The sequence below is a fragment of the Streptomyces sp. NPDC051180 genome (assembly GCF_040689545.1).
Classification (GTDB): domain Bacteria; phylum Actinomycetota; class Actinomycetes; order Streptomycetales; family Streptomycetaceae; genus Streptomyces.
The window spans coordinates 38120-54679 of record NZ_JBFBBC010000005.1 but is presented as its reverse complement, the minus strand read 5'-3'; the positions used below and the strand labels follow the sequence as shown (position 1 = coordinate 54679).

14 protein-coding genes are annotated in these 16560 nt (G+C 74.3%); 3 read left to right on the top strand and 11 right to left on the bottom strand.

Annotation, left to right across the window (positions count from 1 at the left end):
• The first annotated feature begins 81 nt into the window (after positions 1–81).
• Positions 82–684 (top strand): helix-turn-helix domain-containing protein, encoded by a 603-nt coding sequence (locus AB0424_RS11540; RefSeq protein ID WP_366304257.1) that lies wholly within the window; start codon positions 82–84, stop codon positions 682–684.
• A 578-nt stretch (positions 685–1262) separates the two neighbouring features.
• Here AB0424_RS11540 and AB0424_RS11535 read toward each other — a convergent pair.
• The 3 genes from AB0424_RS11535 to AB0424_RS11525 are packed head-to-tail and all read right to left on the bottom strand — an operon-like array spanning position 1263 to position 3828.
• Positions 1263–2228 (bottom strand): HAD family hydrolase, encoded by a 966-nt coding sequence (locus tag AB0424_RS11535; protein ID WP_366304255.1) that lies wholly within the window; start codon positions 2226–2228, stop codon positions 1263–1265.
• Positions 2225–2581 (bottom strand): LysR family transcriptional regulator, encoded by a 357-nt coding sequence (locus tag AB0424_RS11530; RefSeq protein WP_366304253.1) that lies wholly within the window; start codon positions 2579–2581, stop codon positions 2225–2227. Before AB0424_RS11530 ends, AB0424_RS11535 begins: the two co-directional genes overlap by 4 nt.
• 59 nt (positions 2582–2640) lie before the next feature.
• Positions 2641–3828 (bottom strand): AfsA-related hotdog domain-containing protein, encoded by a 1188-nt coding sequence (locus AB0424_RS11525; protein ID WP_366304251.1) that lies wholly within the window; start codon positions 3826–3828, stop codon positions 2641–2643.
• Between the two features lie 121 nt (positions 3829–3949).
• On the opposite strand from AB0424_RS11525, the gene AB0424_RS11520 reads away from it, so the two are divergent.
• Positions 3950–4552, top strand: coding sequence for a ScbR family autoregulator-binding transcription factor (locus AB0424_RS11520; RefSeq protein WP_366304249.1), 603 nt, complete (start codon positions 3950–3952; stop codon positions 4550–4552).
• A gap of 103 nt (positions 4553–4655) precedes the next feature.
• Here AB0424_RS11520 and AB0424_RS11515 read toward each other — a convergent pair whose 3' ends face one another.
• The 6 genes from AB0424_RS11515 to AB0424_RS11490 form a co-directional block, all read right to left on the bottom strand.
• Entirely contained in the window at positions 4656–5714 is a 1059-nt protein-coding gene (locus AB0424_RS11515) for a DMT family transporter (RefSeq protein WP_366304247.1), read from the bottom strand.
• Between the two features lie 171 nt (positions 5715–5885).
• On the bottom strand, positions 5886–7517 hold the full coding sequence (locus tag AB0424_RS11510) for a class I adenylate-forming enzyme family protein (protein WP_366304246.1): 1632 nt from the start codon (positions 7515–7517) through the stop codon (positions 5886–5888).
• 28 nt (positions 7518–7545) lie between these two features.
• Positions 7546–9441 (bottom strand): arginine decarboxylase, encoded by a 1896-nt coding sequence (locus tag AB0424_RS11505; RefSeq protein ID WP_366304244.1) that lies wholly within the window; start codon positions 9439–9441, stop codon positions 7546–7548.
• Between the two features lie 104 nt (positions 9442–9545).
• On the bottom strand, positions 9546–9728 hold the full coding sequence (locus AB0424_RS11500; protein WP_366304242.1) for a DUF1272 domain-containing protein: 183 nt from the start codon (positions 9726–9728) through the stop codon (positions 9546–9548).
• A 101-nt stretch (positions 9729–9829) separates the two neighbouring features.
• Positions 9830–10207 (bottom strand): VOC family protein, encoded by a 378-nt coding sequence (locus AB0424_RS11495; protein ID WP_366304240.1) that lies wholly within the window; start codon positions 10205–10207, stop codon positions 9830–9832.
• Between the two features lie 216 nt (positions 10208–10423).
• A complete protein-coding gene (locus AB0424_RS11490; RefSeq protein ID WP_366304766.1) occupies positions 10424–11287 on the bottom strand; it encodes an EamA family transporter in 864 nt (287 codons plus the stop codon).
• A 350-nt stretch (positions 11288–11637) separates the two neighbouring features.
• Here AB0424_RS11490 and AB0424_RS11485 point away from each other — a divergent pair, with 350 nt between their 5' ends.
• Positions 11638–12495, top strand: a complete 858-nt coding sequence (locus tag AB0424_RS11485) for a LysR family transcriptional regulator (RefSeq protein ID WP_366304239.1) — start codon at positions 11638–11640, stop codon at positions 12493–12495.
• Positions 12496–12673: 178 nt separating this feature from the next.
• Here AB0424_RS11485 and AB0424_RS11480 read toward each other — a convergent pair whose 3' ends face one another.
• Together AB0424_RS11480 and AB0424_RS11475 are read right to left on the bottom strand one after the other, a co-directional pair.
• Entirely contained in the window at positions 12674–13606 is a 933-nt protein-coding gene (locus AB0424_RS11480) for a DUF2199 domain-containing protein (protein WP_366304237.1), read from the bottom strand.
• A 9-nt stretch (positions 13607–13615) separates the two neighbouring features.
• Positions 13616–16558 (bottom strand): FAD-binding and (Fe-S)-binding domain-containing protein, encoded by a 2943-nt coding sequence (locus AB0424_RS11475; protein WP_366304235.1) that lies wholly within the window; start codon positions 16556–16558, stop codon positions 13616–13618.
• Positions 16559–16560 lie beyond the last annotated feature (2 nt).

Here is a 16560-nt window from a genome sequence, read left to right as displayed (position 1 = left end):
GAGAACCCGTCATGAAAGAGGCGGACAGGTGGACGGCAAACGGAAGGTGGACGCTCGGTGAGGCAACAGGACAGGGCCCGCATGACCTATGACCTGGTGCTCGGCGCGGCAGCCGCCGAGTTCGCCCTGCACGGTTTCGCGGGGACGAACCTCGCCGACATCACGGCCCGCACCGGGCTGACCAAGGGAGCCCTCTACGGACACTTCTCGTCCAAGGCCGACCTCGCCGGCGAGCTGACCCGCTCCTTCGAGTCCGCCTGGGCCGACACCCTGGCCGCCGCCGTCCGCGAGGCGGAGGAGACCGGCGCGGCCCTGCCGACCCTGCGCACCCTGCTCCTCGGCCTCGCCCGCCGCGTGCACGAGGACCTCCCCTTCGCCGCCGGCCTGCGCCTGGTCCTGGACGCCGCCCGCGCCGAGGGCACCACCCCCGTCCACCTCGCCAACCTCTGCGGCGTCGTGGCCCTCCTCGTCCGCAGGGGCCGGCAGGACGGCTCCGTCACCACCTCCCACCCCCCCGAACTCCTCGCCCGGCTCGCCGTCGCCCTCCTCGTCGGCGCCCCCGCCGTCGTGACGGCCACCGACACGGCCGACCCCGCCGCCCTCGTCACCGAGGTCTGGGACCTCCTGGAACCCTCCCTCTCCGGATCGGGTCCGGGGACGGGAGCGGGCGCCGGGGCGGGGTAGGCCGGGAGCAGGCCGGACGGGTCCGGCGGATCGGGCGGGTACGGCGCGTCGGGCAGGCGCGGCACGTCGATCGGGACCGGCGGGCCGGGAGGTGCGGCGGGCCGGGCGGGCTTCCGGCCGCGGGTCCGGGGTCTCCGGGTCACGCGCGGCGCCGCGCCACGGGGTCGCCGTGGCACGGGGTCTCCGGGTCACGGGCTCGGGGCTTCGGTGTTTCGGTGTTTCGGTGTTTCGGGCGGGGATCCCTGCCGGGGTCTCCGGGCCGGGATCCCCAGTGCCGGGGGGACGGCGGTGATCGCTCCTGAACCGGGTTCTCCGGAAGGGGAGTTCGGTCACCGGGCCCACGGCTCGCGGCCGGTCGACGAGGTGGGCCGAAGCGCGCGGTCGACGTGACGGGTCGAAGCACGCGGTCGACATGGGGGCCACGATGTCGCGGGCGACGTCCTCGGTGCGGCCGACGCCGAGGGATCGACGCGTGCGGGGAACGCGGTGGGGCGAGACGTCCGTGGCCCGACGGAGCCACCGTGGCGGCGGGGCTTCGGGAGCCGGCCGAGCAAGTATGTGGGGGGCGGCGGGGAGCCTCAGGCCGCCTGCGACGCGAGGGCGCGGGGGACGCCGGGGGCGCCGGGGGCACCGGGACCGCTCGGGGAGTCGGGCGCGAGCTCCGTACCCGGGACGCCAGGGACGCCCGGGGAGCAGGGGCGGCCCGGCGCGCTCGCCACGCCCGATGTGCTCGACGCCGTCGAACCGCTCGGCGTGCGGGACGCGTTCGGCGTGCTCGACGCACTCGACGCACTCTGCGTGCTCTGCGTGCTCCGCGGTCGGGCGGCCGATCGGACGGCCGTGGACCGGACGGGCCGGGCGGAGGGAGCGGGGGCGGGGCCGGGAAGCCAGGACCAGGCGGCCGTCTCGACGAGCGGGGCGGAGACCGGTCCGTCGCCGACGAGGACCGGGTGGCCGACCGCACGGAGGAGGGGCAGGTCGCTGTCGTCGTCGGCGTAGGCGAAGCAGTCCGCGGGATCCAGGTCGAAGGCCGTCATGATCCCGCGCGCGGCCTGGGCCTTGGCCTCGCCGATCATGGGCGGGCCGTTCAGCCGGCCGGTCAGGACGCCCTCCGAGGTCACCTCGGGCACGGTGCAGACGACGAGGTCCGCGCCGACCTCGCGGGCCAGCGGGTCCAGGCAGGCGGAGAAGGCCCCGGAGACGAGGACGATCAGGTCGCCGGCGTGGGCGTGGCGTCGCAGCGCGTCGTACACAGGGGTGTGGACGAGTCCGCCCGCGCGGGCCTTCTCGTACCACTCCCGCCCGCACGCCTCCAGTTCGTCGAGGCGGCTGCCGGCGAGGAAGCGGAAGAAGGAACGGTTCACCTGCTCACGGGGCACGCCGTCGCGGAGCTGCGCCTGAAGTGAGGAGCGCGCCGCGGCGAGCCGGCGGGCGGCAGCCTCCCCGCGCCCCCAGAACCGGGCGAGGACGCAGGCCATGCTCTTGCAGGTGATCAGGGTCTCGTCCACGTCGAAGAACGCGGCCCGGGTGACGGCGATGCTCATGCCCGCCCCCCTCTCTCCCCGAGCCGGACGCCTCCGGTGAGGGAGCCGACGCGCCGTTCGCCGCCGGTCGGGCCGGGCTTCGTGCGCCCGGTCGCCGGGCAGGCGATCTCGTACTGCGCCGTCTCGACCAGGTCGAGGATCTGCTCCGCGAGCGGACGCAGACGCGCCCCGGCCGGCGTCAACTCCACGGAACGGTTGCCGCGTCGTTGGAAGAGCGACGCCCCCATGTCCTCTTCCAGGCCCTTGATCTGGGCGGTCACCGCGGGCTGGGAGTAGTGCAGGTTGTGCGCCGCGCGGGTGAAGCTGAGCTCTCGGGCCACTTCGCGGAAGGCCCGTAAGTGCTGGAGTTCCATTCTTCTGCCTCTTCCTCTGAACGCTCGTCCGTACATGCCCTGAACGTGTCGCGGCGCCGTCACGCGCAGCGGGCCCCGGCCGTGGCGAGGAGCCGTCCGCGCTGGGTGGCCGACAGCCGTATCCGGCCGCCCTCGGTCCGCGCGGCATGGACCTTCACCGGCTCGGCCAGCTCGCCGAAGACGGCGAACTCGGCCTCCATGGAGCTCAGTACGCCCCCCTCGCCGGTCACCAGCTCGGCGGCCTGCCGGAAGGACTCCAGAAGGAGCATCCCGGGCACGTGGTCCGAGGGGTGCTCGAAGTAGCCGGGGTGCGTGGGGTCGACGTGCAGCCGCCACTCCCCCGTCCCGTCCGGCCGGGTCGTCGGGCCGGAATCCGGTCCGGGGCGCAGGACGTCCCGCGATCCGGCACCGCTCCGCGTCCCTGCGCGATCCCGGCCCGCCTGCTTCCCGAACCGGACCTCGGAGCAACCCCCCTGGCCGACCTGACCCCCCTGACCCCCCTGGTCGATCTGGCCTGTCTGATCGCCCTGACCCTTCTGCCCGCTCGGCCCGGTGCGACGGTCGGCCCCCGGTCTGCCGCCGGCCGCCGCCTCCGGTCTGCTTCCGGCCGCCGCCTCCGGTCTGCCCGCCGCCGTCGCCTCGGCGACGCGCCCGCGCTGCCGCAGCCGGCCGTAGCGGACCCCGTCGATGACGACGACCCCGGCGGAGGCACGGGCGCACTCGCGGCCCCCGACCTCGATCACCATGTCGAAACGGGCGTCGAACCGGCGCGAGGTGCGCGTGCCCGCCGGTGTCACGACCTTCACGTCCAGGGCCACCGCGAGCGGACCGCTGCCGACCCGGAGTGCGGCCGGGTCGACGATGTGCAGCGACAGCGCCTTGAAGATGAAGTGATGGCCGAGCGGTACGTCGTGGTAGCGGTGGCTCAGGAAGATGCCGGCCTGCCGCACCGTCTCGACGAGCAGCATGAAGTCGCACCGTCCGCTCTCCTCCGGGCGGTACAGGGCGTGGTTGCGGGGCAGTTGGGCGCCGACCAGGAACCGGTCCGCACCGGCGACGACCGAGTCGGTGAGGAAGACCTCCGTCACCGAGGCGCGGTGGACGAGGCGGCGGGAGATGGTGCGGTCGAAGCTGAGCCCCTCCTTGGCCTCCCGTACGAGAGACTCCAGGGATTCCAGGGGACCGAGTGCCTCCATCGGGTCGATCGACCCGAAAGGCGGCACGGTCTGGAGCACACCGATGGACATCCTTTTCCCCCTCAAGGTGAATCATCGTGGCGAAGGGGGATTTGGTCCGTCCCCCGACAGCAAGAAATATACCTTCGAGAATGTATATTGCAAGGCATAGGAACGAGAGAGGCGGACAGGCATGGCGACACCCCGGAGCGAACCGAAGCAAGAGCGCGCCCGGCGCACGAAGGTGCACATCCTCCAGTCGGCGGCCGAGCTCTTCGCGGAGCGCGGCTACGCGACGGTCACCCTCCAGGACGTGGCCGAACGCGCGGCCATGACCAAGGGCGCGGTGTACTTCCACTACACGAACAAGGAGGCCCTCGCCGTCGCGGTCGTCCAGGAGCACTACGCCCGCTGGCCCGGGATCCTCCAGGGCGCGGAGGGCACCCACGAGAAGCCCTTCGACACGCTCGTCGCCGTGCTCGACACCGTCACCGCGGCGTTCGCCCGGGACATCGTCGTCCAGGCCGGCGCCCGGCTCCAGATCGAGCGGGCCCTCATCGACGCCGAACTCCCCGAGCCCTACGTGGGCTGGGAGGACTACCTCTCCCGGCTCATCGCCGAGGCCCGGGACGCCGGCGAACTGCGCGAGGGAGTGGAACCCCGCGCGGCGGCCCGCGTCATGGTCTCCGCCTTCTTCGGCATGCAGCACATCTCCGACGTGCTCAGCCGGCGCAAGGACCTCACCGAGCGGTACGCGGAGATGCGGAGCGTCCTCCTCGACGGCCTGCGCGCCTGATCGGCCGCGTGGCCGCGGTGAACAGACCCCGGAGACGCGGACGTCCGGAAGACGGCGTGGCCCCCCACGAAGGTGGGAGGCCACGCCGAGTGCGTACCGGGGGTCAGGACCTGGTGCCCGATCCGACCGGCGCCGGAGCCTGGGCGGAACCGGAACCGGAAGCGGAAGCCGAACCGGAAGCCGGGGCCGAGCCCGCGACCGGAGTCGCGGCGGGGGCGGGAGCCGCGGCGGCCCTGGCGGCCGCGCGCCGCAGGTAGAGGTTGTTGAGGACCAGCGCGGCCGCCGTCAGCGAGGCGCCGACGATCTGTACGCCCGCCGGGACCACACCGGTGAGGGCCGAGATGACGAAGGCCGTGATCGGCACGACGTCCATGAACAGGACGCCGTTGAGCGGGCCGAGGTAGCGGTTGCCGAAGTTCCAGCCGAGGACGCCGACGAAGCCGGCGACGACGCTCATGTAGGCGAGCTGGGGCAGGATCGACCCCACGGAACCGGCCGTCGGGACCGGGACGCCGCCGGCGGCCAGGATGACCGCCGTGATGACGGTGGCGCTGGCGAGGCCCAGGACCGTGGTGATCGCCGTGTACTTGATCGGGGACCAGGTCGGGAAGAAGCTCGCGCCCGACGTGTAGACCACCCAGCACAGTGCGGCGAAGAGCAGCAGGGCGTCGGCGCCGGCCTCCTTCGGGGAGGCGATCAGCGAGCCGATGTCACCGTCGGAGACGACCAGGATCGTGCCGACGAAGGACATCGCGATGAAGGCGAGCGAGACCTTCGGGGGCACGACCTTCTTGAGCACCCAGTTCACCAGGAAGCCCATCATCGGCATGGTCGCCATCATGATCGAGGCGTTGAGGGCGCCCCGCTCGCCGATGAGGTCCTGTCCGAAGAAGACCAGGAACTGGAAGCCCGCGAAGCCGGCCGTGCCGAACAGCCAGGCCAGGCCGATGCGTTCGCCCTTCAGGCGCAGCCCCTCCCGGCCCTCGCGGACCCGGAGGAAGACGAGGAACATCGCGCCGGCGATCGCGTACCGCATGCAGGTGAAGGTGAAGGGGTCGATGTGCTTCAGGGTGGAGTCCATGAGGGGGAACATCGCGCCCCAGGACACCGTGGCCAGGAGGCAGAGAAGGACGCCTCGCATGTACGTGTTCTGACTGTTCATGACTCTTCCTGTCGGGCCTGAGCCGGCCGGGAGGGGAGGGAACGGGAGGAGAGGGGGAAGGGGTGGAGCGGGGAGGGGGAGGTGCGGCCGGGGCCTCGGGAGGGGGGCGGGCCCCGGCCGCCCCGCGGAACCACGGTGGTTCCGCGGACGGGCCGCGGAGGATCCGCGGGGTCAGACGCCGACCGGCTGGGCCTCGCGCGCGGTGCCCTCGCCCGCCGGGTCCGTCCCGTCCGGCTCCGTGGGCCGGATGTCGAGGAGGGGCATCACCGAGGCGAGGAGCTGGGCGGCCCGGACCTTGCCGGTCGGGCTGTACGGGATGGCGTCGACGGGGACCACGTACGCCGGGAGGCAGGGGACGCGGCGGGCGCAGGCGGCGCTCACCGCCCGGTAGCCGCTCTCCTGGCGCTCCGGGGCGACCGGGGTGAAGGGGACGACGAGCACCTCGCCCGCACCGGGGAGGCTGGTCCGCAGGACGGCGGTCTCCCGGACGCAGGGCAGGTCCATGAGGTCCGCCTCCAGCCCGAATATGTTGACGTCGAGCGGCTTGCCCGCCTCCGCCTTGGCCACGCCGTCGTTGCGGCCGGTGAGTTCGAGACGGCCCGCCTCGTCGACGAGTCCGCTGTCGCCGGTGAGCAGGAACCGCTGGGTGCGGCCGCCGTAGTCGAGCGTCATGAAGTCGGGCTCGCTGGTCGCGTAACTGTCCATCAACTGGTAGCTGGCGATGGCCACTCTGCCCCGGCTGCCCTTGGGCAGCGGCTTGTTGTCGGCGTCGAGGACGACGACGGTGTTGCCGGGCATGGGGCGGCCGGAACGGCACGGGGCCACGTGCAGCTCCTCGGGGCCGATCATGACGTTCACGCCGGTCTCGGTGGTCCCGTAGTAGAGGTGGAGGACCGGGCCGAGGCGGTCCCAGGCGTTGTTGACGACCCACCGGTTGAGGTGGCGCCCGCCGGAGAGGACGAAGTGCAGCCGCGAGGTCTTGTGCAGGTGCTCCGAGTTCGGGTGGGCGACGACCCGGGCCAGGACCGGCGGCACCATCAGGGTGGTGGAGACGCCCTCCTCCTGGATGATCCGGATCAGCTCCTCGGCGTCGTCGTGCGGGCCGAGGACGACCGTGCCGCCGAGCGTGAGGAAGATGCGCGCCCACCCGGGCCCGGAGGCGTGGTAGAGCGGCACCGTGACGAGGTGGACGTCCTCCTCGTCGAAGGCGTACTGGTCGACCAGGTCGGCGAACCGGCGGGCCTCGAAGGACGTGCGCCGGACGACCATCTTCGGGACGCCGCTGGTGCCGGAGGTGAAGGAGAACGCCTCGAACGGCTGCTCCACCGGCTGCGGTTCGCCGGGCGCCGACACGAGGAGGTCGGTGAAGCTCACCGCCACGGTCTGCCCGTCGGGGAGGCCCACCGGTTCACTGTCCACGAATATGTCGAGTATGTCCCGGCCGTTCGGCCAGCCGCACTCCTCGACGAGCGCCCGGTGGGCGCGGGAGGTGATGACGACCGTGGGCTCCAGCTGGTCGAGGGCCGCGCGGGTCGCGACGGCGCCGGCCGTGTAGTCGAGTCCGACGCACGGGATGCCGAGCGAGCCGACGGCGGCCATGGAGACCACCAGCTCCCAGCTGTTCTCGGCGAGGAACACCGCACGCGCGGGCCGGGTATCGGGCAGCAGGTCCTGGATGGCGCAGGCCACCCGGCTGACCTTGTCGGCGAAGCTCGCCCACGTCATGCGGGTCTCGCCGTCGACGACGGCGACGCGCTGCGGCCAGCGGGCGGCGTGCTTGCGGATGTCCGCGATCTTGATCATGGAAGTGCTCTCCCTCGGGTTCGGGCGGTCAGCTGGTGACGACGGCGGTGGCGGCGGCGGCGGAGACGGTCGCCGCGGTGGCGGCGGCGGCGGAGACGGTCGCCGCGGTGGTGCCGGCGGCGGAGACGGCCGCGGCGGTGCCGGCGAGGCGCTCGGTGGCGGTGGCGCCGCGCCGATCGGTGACGGTGACGGTGGCGGTGGCGGCGGTGAGGCGCTCCCCGGCGGCCGCGGCGGCACCGGCGAGCCGCTCGGCGGTGACGGACCCGGCCAGGGACCCGGTCGTCGGCCCGGTCGCGGCCCCCTTCGCCGGGCCGATGACGGCTCCCTTCACCGCCCCGGTCAGGGGCCCGCTCACGGACCCGGCGACAGGCCCGGTGACGGGGCCGGTGACAGGCCCGGTGACAGGCCCGGTGACGGCATGGGCGGCCAGGTCGCCGACGGACACGGTCGGGTTCCGCAGCGTGTAGATCTCGCATCCGCTGGAGCGCAGGGAGTCGATCTGGCTGAGGGTCCGCTCGCAGAGCTTCTCGCCGGGCACGGTGATCGGGATGCCGGGCGGGTAGGCGATGATGAAGTGCTCGGACGTGCCCGCCGCCAGGGCCGCGGAGGCGCTCCGGTAGGTGCGCTGGATGGTGCGCAGCGCGTCGAGCAGCCGCAGCAGGGTCGCCTCGTCCACGCCGATGTGGATGTGGAAGAGGACGGCGTCGCCGCTCTCGCGGGCCACGTACAGGGCGTACTCGTCGAAGAGCATCCGGCGGAAGTCCGCCGCGGTGATGCCGAGGGCGCTGATGTCGACGAGGACCCGCGTCGGGTCGTCGCTGACGAGCTGGGCGGCGTCGGTGAGGTGGCCGTCGGGGCCCAGCGGGCGGTACGCGGAGAGTCGCGGGTCGGTGGCGAGCTCGACGCGCAGGGTGCCGGCGAGACCGAGCGAGCGGCCGAGGAGCGACTCGCCCTCCGTCTCGGCCTGGAGCCGGGCCAGGTCGAGGCTGGCCAGGACGGGCCAGCTCGGCGAGGTGGTGTGGTGCTGGAACAGGGCCTGCGCGGTCCGCTCCTGGGCCTCCCCGTCACCGATGAGGTGCAGGTACGAGCCCTGGCGCAGGGCCGACATCGACTTGTGCGCGGAGTGGGTGACGGCGACGTTCATGGCGAGGCCGGGGTCGGCGGCGCGCAGCGCCTCGACGGCGTGGAGCGCGGTGAGCGGGCGCAGCCGGGGGTGGAAGCGGTGCGCCGCTCCCCATGCCTCGTCGACCAGGACCGCCACCCCGGGGTGGACGGCGGCCAGTTCGGCGAGGACGGTCGGCAGGTCGTAGCGGACCCCGTCGTACGAGACGGCGGAGAGGACGACGGTGTCGAACGGCCGGCCCTCGACGGCGGCGGCCCGGAACATCTCCAGGAGCCGGGGCAGGTCCGCGTAGGTCCGCGGGCAGTCGTCGCAGCAGCGCTGCATCGGGGCGTACGCGACGTCGACGCCGAGCTCGTTGAGGGCGAAGTGCACCGACTGGTGGCAGGAGCGGTCCGCGAGCACCCGGGAGCCGGGCTGCGTCAGCGCGGTGAGCGCGACCCGGTTGGCGGTGCTGGTGCCGGCCGACAGGAAGAAGGTCGCGTCGGCGCCGAAGCTGCGGGCGGCGAGGCGCTGGGCCTCGCGGAGCGGACCGCGCGGCCGGAAGAAGGAGTCCAGCATCGTGCCGCTGTAGGACACGTCGGCCGCGAGCTGCGCGACGCCGAACAGCGCCTCGTAGGTCTCCCGCATGTGGGAGTCGCGGATAGACCGGCCGTGCGACAGCGGCAGCGCGTGGAACGTGGCGATGTCCCGTCGGGCCACTGCGAGTACGGCGTCAGCGAGAGGGGTCCTGCCGTCCGGGTAGGCCCCCGAACGAGCCGGCCGAGGGGCCGGCTCCGGAGTGGAGCTGGTGGATGCGGTCATGCACCCATGAAATAAAAACCTTCGCGAAGGTATCAACTATCATCAGGGACCCTGATGGACGCCCGCCCCCACCCCTCGTCCGACCAGCGGGGAAACCACCCCGCCTAGGCGGCGGCCCGGCGCGGACGCGGGACGAGTTCACCTCCGCAGTTGGGGCAGACGTCCTCCATCGCGTCCGCGCACGGCACGCAGTAGCTGCACTCGTACGAGCAGATCCGCGCCGGCCCGTCCGGCGTCAGCTCCGCCGTCCCGCAGCGCTCGCACCGGTCCCTCATCTCCAGAGCCACGACCGGCCCCCCTTTCCGTCGCCCGGCGGGCGACACCCCATGATCGGCTCCGGCCGCCGGGCCGCTCAATCGCCTGACGGCCAACCGTCGACCGGATCGGGTCACTCCCTGACCAGGCAGAACGGATGACCCGCAGGATCCGCGTACACCCGCCAGCTCCGCGTCCCCGCCCCGTCGTCGAGCAGGCGCGCGCCGCACGCGAGGACCCGCTCCTGCGCCGCGTCCAGGTCGGCGACCCCGAAGTCGAGATGGGACTGCTGCGGTCGCTCCGGACCCGGCCAGGTCGGCGGGCGGTGGTCCGCCACGCCCTGGAAGCACAGGACCGACCCGCCCGGGAGGTGGAGCGTCGACCATCCCTCGCCGAGGGACCAGCGGGGGTCCGGCCGGTCCACCTCCCCGCCGACCACCGCCCGGTAGAACGCGGCGAGTTCCCGGGGCGCGGGGCAGTCGATCACGAGGCACTGCAGGGTGGCGATCATGCGGGGAGTCTAGGGCGGGTGCCGCGGACGGAAGCCGGCGCGAGCACCGTGGCCGGCGGACCCGTGGCCGGCGGACCCGTGGCCCGCGGACCCGTGGCCGGCGGACTCCCGTACGAGCCTCGATCGGGCTCGGGATCGGGCTCGGGATCGGGCTCGGCGGCGGCGAAGCCCCGGCCGTGGGGCCGGGGCTTCGGGGGTGCGGGGAGGGCGGGTCTCCTACGTGTCGCGGCGGCGGGTCTGGGTGCGGACGGCGCCCATGCTGGCGGCGATGACGAGGGCGATGGCCAGGGCGTCGAGGAGGGAGAGGGCCTGGCTGAGGATGAGGAAGCCGGCGGTGGCGGCGATGGCCGGTTCGAGGCTCATCAGGATGGCGAAGGTGGGGGCGGGCAGCCGGCGGAGGGCGAGGAGTTCGAGGGTGTAGGGCAGGACGGAGGACATCAGGGCGACGCAGAGGCCGAGGCCGATCGTCGACGGGACCAGCAGCTTGTCGCCGGCCTCCACGATGCCGAAGGGCAGGCTGAGGACAGCGCCGAACGCCATCGCGAGCGCGAGCCCGTCGGCCTGCGGGAAGCGTCGGCCGGTGCGGGCGCTGAAGACGATGTACGTCGCCCACATGGCGCCCGCGGCGAGCGCGAAGGCGGCTCCCACCGGATCGAGGCGGTCGAAGCCCCCGCCGCCGAGGAGGACGACGCCGCCGAGCGCGAGCCCGGCCCAGAGCAGGTTCACCAGCCGGCGCGAGGCGACCACCGAGAGGATCAGCGGGCCGAGGACCTCCAGGGTCACGGCGGCGCCCAGCGGGATCCGGTCCGCTGCCTGGTAGAAGAGGATGTTCATGCCCGCCATGGCGGTGCCGAAGGCGAGGACCGTGCCCCAGTCGGCGCGGCCGTAGCCGCGGACCTTGGGGCGGCAGACGATCAGCAGCACCGCGGCGGCGAGGACGAGCCGCAGGGTGACGACCCCGAGGGCGCCGGCGCGCGGCATGAGCAGCACGGCGACGGCGGAGCCGAACTGGACGGAGAGCCCGCCCGCGACGACGAGCGCGACGGGCCCGAGACGGTGGCCCGCGAGCCTCCGGCCCACGGCGGCGCGGTGCGGCCCGGTGTCGCCGGCGCCGCTCGGACCGGCTCCGGCCGCGAGGCCGTCCGGCCCCGCCTGCCCGACGGCCGGGGCACCCGCGGCGGCCGGAGCCGCGAGGGCGGCCGCATCCTTGACCGGACTGTCCACCGGTTACTCCTCCTGCTCCCGCCGCCACTGCTTCCGGCGCTGATGCCCCACACGATCATTCAGTCCATGAAACTGAACCTTAAGTTCAGGATAATGCACTACGCCCGAGGCTGTCGTCCTGTTTCCCCTCCCCCGTCACCGACCACGCTAGAAGTCTTCGCGCGGCACCGGAAATGCCGATTGGGCTGCGGTTATGCTCCGGACGCATGAGCATCGAGCTGCGTCACCTCCGCTGCTTCCTCGCCATCGCCGAGGAATCCAGCCTGACCAGGGCGGCTGCCCGGCTCCACCTCACCCAGCCCGCCGTCTCCCGCACCCTCGCCGCCCTCGAACACCACCTCGGCGCCCGGCTCGTCGACCGCTCGACCCACCACCTCGCCCTGACGGCGGAGGGCCGCGCCTTCCAGGACCGGGCCGCCGCAGCGCTCGCCGCCTTCGAGGCCGCCGTCGACCCGGCCAGGCTGCGGCACCGCCCGCTCCGTCTCGGACACGCCTGGTCGGCCTTCGGGCCGTACACCACCCCCCTGCTCCGGCGCTGGCAGCGCGAACACCCCGAGACGCCGCTCGAACTCCTCCGCATCGACGACCGCACGGCCGGACTCGCCCGGGGCGAGGTCGACGCCGCCCTGCTCCGGGGCGCGGTGGACGCACCGGGCCTGGTCACCGAGGAGCTCGCCACGGAGGAGCGCGTCGCCGCCCTGCCCGCCGACAGCCCGCTCGCCGACCGCGCCCGCCTCGTCCTCGGCGACCTGACCCACGAGACCGTCGTCCTCAACACGGTCTCGGGCGCGACCACGCTCGCGCTCTGGCCGCCCGCCGTCCGGCCGTCCGCGACCCTGACCGTCGGCAACACCGACGACTGGCTCACCGCGATCGCCGCGGGCCGCGGCATCGGTGTCTCCTCCGCCTCCACCGCCGCGCTCCACTCCCACCCGGGGGTCGCCTACCGCCCCCTCGTCGACGCGCCCGCGCTGCCGGTGGTCCTGGCCTGGCGCGACGCCTTCCCGCACCCGGCGACGGGCGCGCTGGTCGCGATGGCCCGGGAGATCGTCGGCGACGACTGAGCCCGCACGCGGTCCGGCGGCGTGGGAGGCCGCCCCACCCGGCGAGCGCATCCGGAACCGCCGTCGGGAGAAGAGCGGTCGAAGCGTCCACGCCGCGCCCGACCCGTCGGCCCGTGGCGCGGGCGGGCCGTGGTGCGGGCGGGCCGTTGCGCGGGCGGGCCGTCGCGGCCGGAGACCGTCAGCCGGCGGACGCCGGTGCGGCCTCGTGCCGTCGCAGGGAGCGCCAGACGTGACCCGCCCAGGTGTGCGCCTCGGGTTCCGCGTGCGAGCAGTAGAGCCCGGCGGCGGACCCGTCCGGCTCGACGGCGTAGGCGGTGAGCTCGTGCCGTCCGCGGCCGGTGTCCTCCGGCGTGCACCAGAAGGCGTGCCGCACACCGCCGCCCGGCAGGTGCTCGGTGTGCCGCCGGGACTCCGGGACCTCGGGCGCGCCGTCGAGGAGCGCGGCGAGGAAGTCCTCGGCGGCGCGGCCGGCCCGGTCGTCCTGGAAGAGCGCGACGGCGACGCTGCGGTCGGGACCGGCGAACTGGTCGGCACCGTCGGCGAAGCGTGCGGAGAGACCCGCGCTGCGCTCCACCGACCAGCCGTCGCCCAGGTCGGTGCGGACGGCGACGGGCAGCGGCGTCGGGAAGCGCTCCAGGACGTGGTCCCGGCCCCAGACGTCCCCGAGCAGCCCCACCGCGGTCGGCTCGTGGCCCTCCACGAGGTACGGCAGTTCGCCCGGGTCCGCGATCCGCGCCGTCATCTCCAGGCCGAGGACCTCCCCGCCCCACGGCTCGACCGCGTTGGCGAGCCGGCCGCGCACGACGAGGCCGGGGTAGGCGGCCTCGTCGTGCCAGACGGATGCCGTCCGCCGGAGCGTCTCCTCGTCGACCTCCAGCCAGGTCCCCAGGACCAGTTCGGTGTCCCCGGAGAGCTTCAGCGGCAGCAGGCACCGGACGAAGGACCCGACCCCGTCCACCTTGAGCAGCGCGTCCGCGCCGGCCGTGCGCCGCGCCTCCTCGGGCGTCCCGAGGGCCGCGTCGGGGAGTCCGAAGCGGATGTCGATCCGCCGTTCGTCGGCGAGGGCGTCGCCGCAGCAGGAACAGGAGGCGGGAGGGGGTGCGGTGCTCATCCCCGCAGCCTAGGGGGTGTCCGGAAAGTAGCGCCGTCTGCCCGCAGGGCCCTCCTTCGCCCCCTCCTCGATGGCCTCGGCCAGCAGCTCGGCGAGGTGGCGGCCCCGGTGGTCGGTCAGGTCGCCGATCTGCGTGCGGCAGGAGAAGCCGTCCGCCAGGACGGCGGCGTCGGGGGCCGCGTCCGCGAGCGCGGGGAGGAGCCGGTCCTCGGCGCAGGCGACCGACACGTCGTAGTGGCCGGGTTCGAAGCCGAAGTTGCCGGCCAGACCGCAGCAGCCGCCCACAAGGTCGCCGGTGAGGCCCGCGCGGTCGCGGAGGCGTCGGTCGGCGGCGTCGCCGAGCACGGCGTGCTGGTGGCAGTGGGTCTGGCCGGTGACCGGGCGGTCGAGGCGGGGCGGCGTCCAGTCGGGGGCGAGGGTCTCCAGGGCCTCGGCGAAGGTGACAACGGACGCGGCGAGACGGGCCGCCCTCGGGTCGTCGGGGAGCAGTTCGGGCAGGTCGGTGCGGAGGGTCGCGGCGCAGGACGGTTCGAGGACGACGACGGGGCCGCCCATCCCGCCGGCCCCGCTGGCCTTGCCCATCCCGCCGGCCTTGCCCATCCCGCCAACCCCGCCAGCCTCGCCAACCCCGCCACCCCCTTCGACCCCTACAGCCCCTTCAGCCCCGTAGAGGACGTCGAGCGTCCGGCTCATCACCTTCCGCGCCGCCGCGAGTTGGCCGGTGGAGACGTAGGTGAGGCCGCAGCAGACGCGGCCCGGGGGGAGCCGGACGCCGAGGCCGGCGTCCTCCAGGACGCGGACGGCGGAGCGGCCGACGTGGGGGGCGAGGTGGTCGGTGAAGGTGTCGGGCCAGAGGGTGAGGTCGGGCGGGCGCGTGGAGGCACGGTCCGCGAACCAGGAGACGAAGGACTGCTCCGCCACCCTGGGCAGGGCGCGCTCGGGGGTGACGCCGGCGATCCGGGCGGCGAACGGCAGGGCCATGGCCGCGTTGAGTCCGCGACCGAAGCGGGCGAGCCACCCCGGGAGGCGGCCCATCGTCCAGTGGGAGCGCGGCCGGCGCCAGACACCGGTGGGACCCGCGTAGTGGCGGTCGAGGAACTCGGCCTTGTACGCGGCCATGTCGACGCCGACCGGGCAGTCGCTGCGGCAGCCCTTGCAGGAGAGGCAGAGGTCGAGCGCCTCGCGGACCTCCTCGGAGCGCCATCCGCCGGTGACGACCTCGCCGAGCGCCATCTCGTGCAGCAGCCGGGCCCGGCCCCGGGTGGAGTGCCGCTCCTCCCCGGTGGCGCGGAACGAGGGGCACATGACGTCGGCGCCCTGACTCGGCCCGGCGACACGGCACTTGGCGACGCCGACACACCGCGCGGCCGCCTGCCCCAGGTGCGCGCCGGAGCCGTCGCCGGCATCCGGGACGATCACCGGAAGCCCCGCGAAGCGCAGTCCGGAGTCCAGCGGCCTGGGGCGTACGAGCATGCCCGGGTTGAGTCCCCCGTCGGGATCCCACACGTCCTTCACGGCGCCGAAGAGGCCGACGAGCTCCTCGCCGTACATCCGGGGGAGGAGTTCGGCGCGGGCCTGTCCGTCGCCGTGCTCGCCGGAGAGGGAGCCGCCGTGGGCGACGACCAGGTCGGCCATCGCCTCGGAGAAGCGGCGGAAGTGGCGGACGCCCCGGTCGGTCCGGAGGTCGAAGTCGATGCGGACGTGGACGCAGCCGTCGCCGAAGTGGCCGTAGGGGACGCCGCGCAGACCGAACTCGGCGAGCAGGGCGCGGAACGCGCGCAGGTACGCGCCGAGGCGGGCGGGCGGTACGGCGCAGTCCTCCCAGCCGGGCCATGCCTCGCCGCCGCCGGGCATGCGGGTCGCGGTGCCGGCGGCGTCCTCGCGGATCCGCCACAGGGCCCGCTGTCCGGCCGGGTCGCGCACCACGGCGCTGTCGAGGGCGTCGGCCGCGCGGACGAGGGCGGCCGCCGCGTCCGGGCCGTCGGCCTCGACGAACAGCCACGCCCCGCCACGGGGCAGGCCCGTGGCGCCCCGCACGAGGTCCTCGGCCATGCCCTCGACGGTCAGCGGGCCCAGGGGCAGGAGGCCGGCCGCCGCCTCCGCGGCCGCGCTCTCGTCGGCGTATCCGAGGACGACGAGGACGGGGTCGGCGGGGAGCGGGACCAGCCGCAGGGTCGCCTCGGTCACCACGCCGAGCGTGCCCTCGCTGCCGCAGAAGGAGCGGGCCACGTCGACGCCCCGCTCGGGGAGCAGCGCGTCGAGGGCGTAGCCGGAGATGCGGCGCGGGAGCCCGGCCGGGTAGCCGGTGCGGAGCAGGGAGAGGTGGCGGTCGACGAGGGGGAGGAGTCCGGGCGGGGCGCCCTGTCCGTCGCGGCCGAGCGTCAGCCGCGCTCCCCGGTACGTCACCACTTCGAGGGAGCGCACGTTGTCCGCGGTGGTCCCCCAGGCGACCGAGTGCGCCCCGCAGGCGTTGTTGCCGATCATGCCGCCGAGGGTGCAGCGGCTGTGCGTGGAGGGGTCGGGTCCGAAGGTCAGCCCGTACGGCCGGGCCGCCTCCCTCAGCCGGCCGAGGACGAGCCCGGGCCGGACGACGGCGGTCCGCTCCCCGGGGTCGAGGGAGACGACGCCGCCCATGTGCCGTGTGAGGTCGAGCACGACGCCGGTGCCGGTCGCCTGGCCTCCGATCGAGGTCCCCGCGCCGCGCGCGACCACCGGGGTGACGCCGTGCGCGCGGCACACCTCCAGGGCCGCCGCGACGTCGTCGGCGTCGCGCGGGGCGACCGTACCGACCGGCACACGGCGGTAGTTGGAGGCGTCCATGGTCGTCAGGGCTCTCGCCGTGACGGAGAAGTCGACGTCCCCGGCCAGGGCGGCGCGCAGGTCGGCGGCGAGTGCGGACGCGTGTTCCTGGTGTCTTCCCACAAGGCCAGGATGTCCCAGTCCTCGTCTCATCC

Bases quoted from the DNA above. Each gene is read 5' to 3' on its own strand.
- AB0424_RS11540 (WP_366304257.1), top strand. From the start codon at position 82: ATGACCTATGACCTGGTGCTCGGCGCGGCAGCCGCCGAGTTCGCCCTG.
- AB0424_RS11535 (WP_366304255.1), bottom strand. From the start codon at position 2,228: ATGAGCATCGCCGTCACCCGGGCCGCGTTCTTCGACGTGGACGAGACC.
- AB0424_RS11530 (WP_366304253.1), bottom strand. From the start codon at position 2,581: ATGGAACTCCAGCACTTACGGGCCTTCCGCGAAGTGGCCCGAGAGCTC.
- AB0424_RS11525 (WP_366304251.1), bottom strand. From the start codon at position 3,828: ATGTCCATCGGTGTGCTCCAGACCGTGCCGCCTTTCGGGTCGATCGAC.
- AB0424_RS11520 (WP_366304249.1), top strand. From the start codon at position 3,950: ATGGCGACACCCCGGAGCGAACCGAAGCAAGAGCGCGCCCGGCGCACG.
- AB0424_RS11515 (WP_366304247.1), bottom strand. From the start codon at position 5,714: ATGAACAGTCAGAACACGTACATGCGAGGCGTCCTTCTCTGCCTCCTG.
- AB0424_RS11510 (WP_366304246.1), bottom strand. From the start codon at position 7,517: ATGATCAAGATCGCGGACATCCGCAAGCACGCCGCCCGCTGGCCGCAG.
- AB0424_RS11505 (WP_366304244.1), bottom strand. From the start codon at position 9,441: ATGACCGCATCCACCAGCTCCACTCCGGAGCCGGCCCCTCGGCCGGCT.
- AB0424_RS11495 (WP_366304240.1), bottom strand. From the start codon at position 10,207: ATGATCGCCACCCTGCAGTGCCTCGTGATCGACTGCCCCGCGCCCCGG.
- AB0424_RS11485 (WP_366304239.1), top strand. From the start codon at position 11,638: ATGAGCATCGAGCTGCGTCACCTCCGCTGCTTCCTCGCCATCGCCGAG.
- AB0424_RS11480 (WP_366304237.1), bottom strand. From the start codon at position 13,606: ATGAGCACCGCACCCCCTCCCGCCTCCTGTTCCTGCTGCGGCGACGCC.
- AB0424_RS11475 (WP_366304235.1), bottom strand. From the start codon at position 16,558: ATGAGACGAGGACTGGGACATCCTGGCCTTGTGGGAAGACACCAGGAA.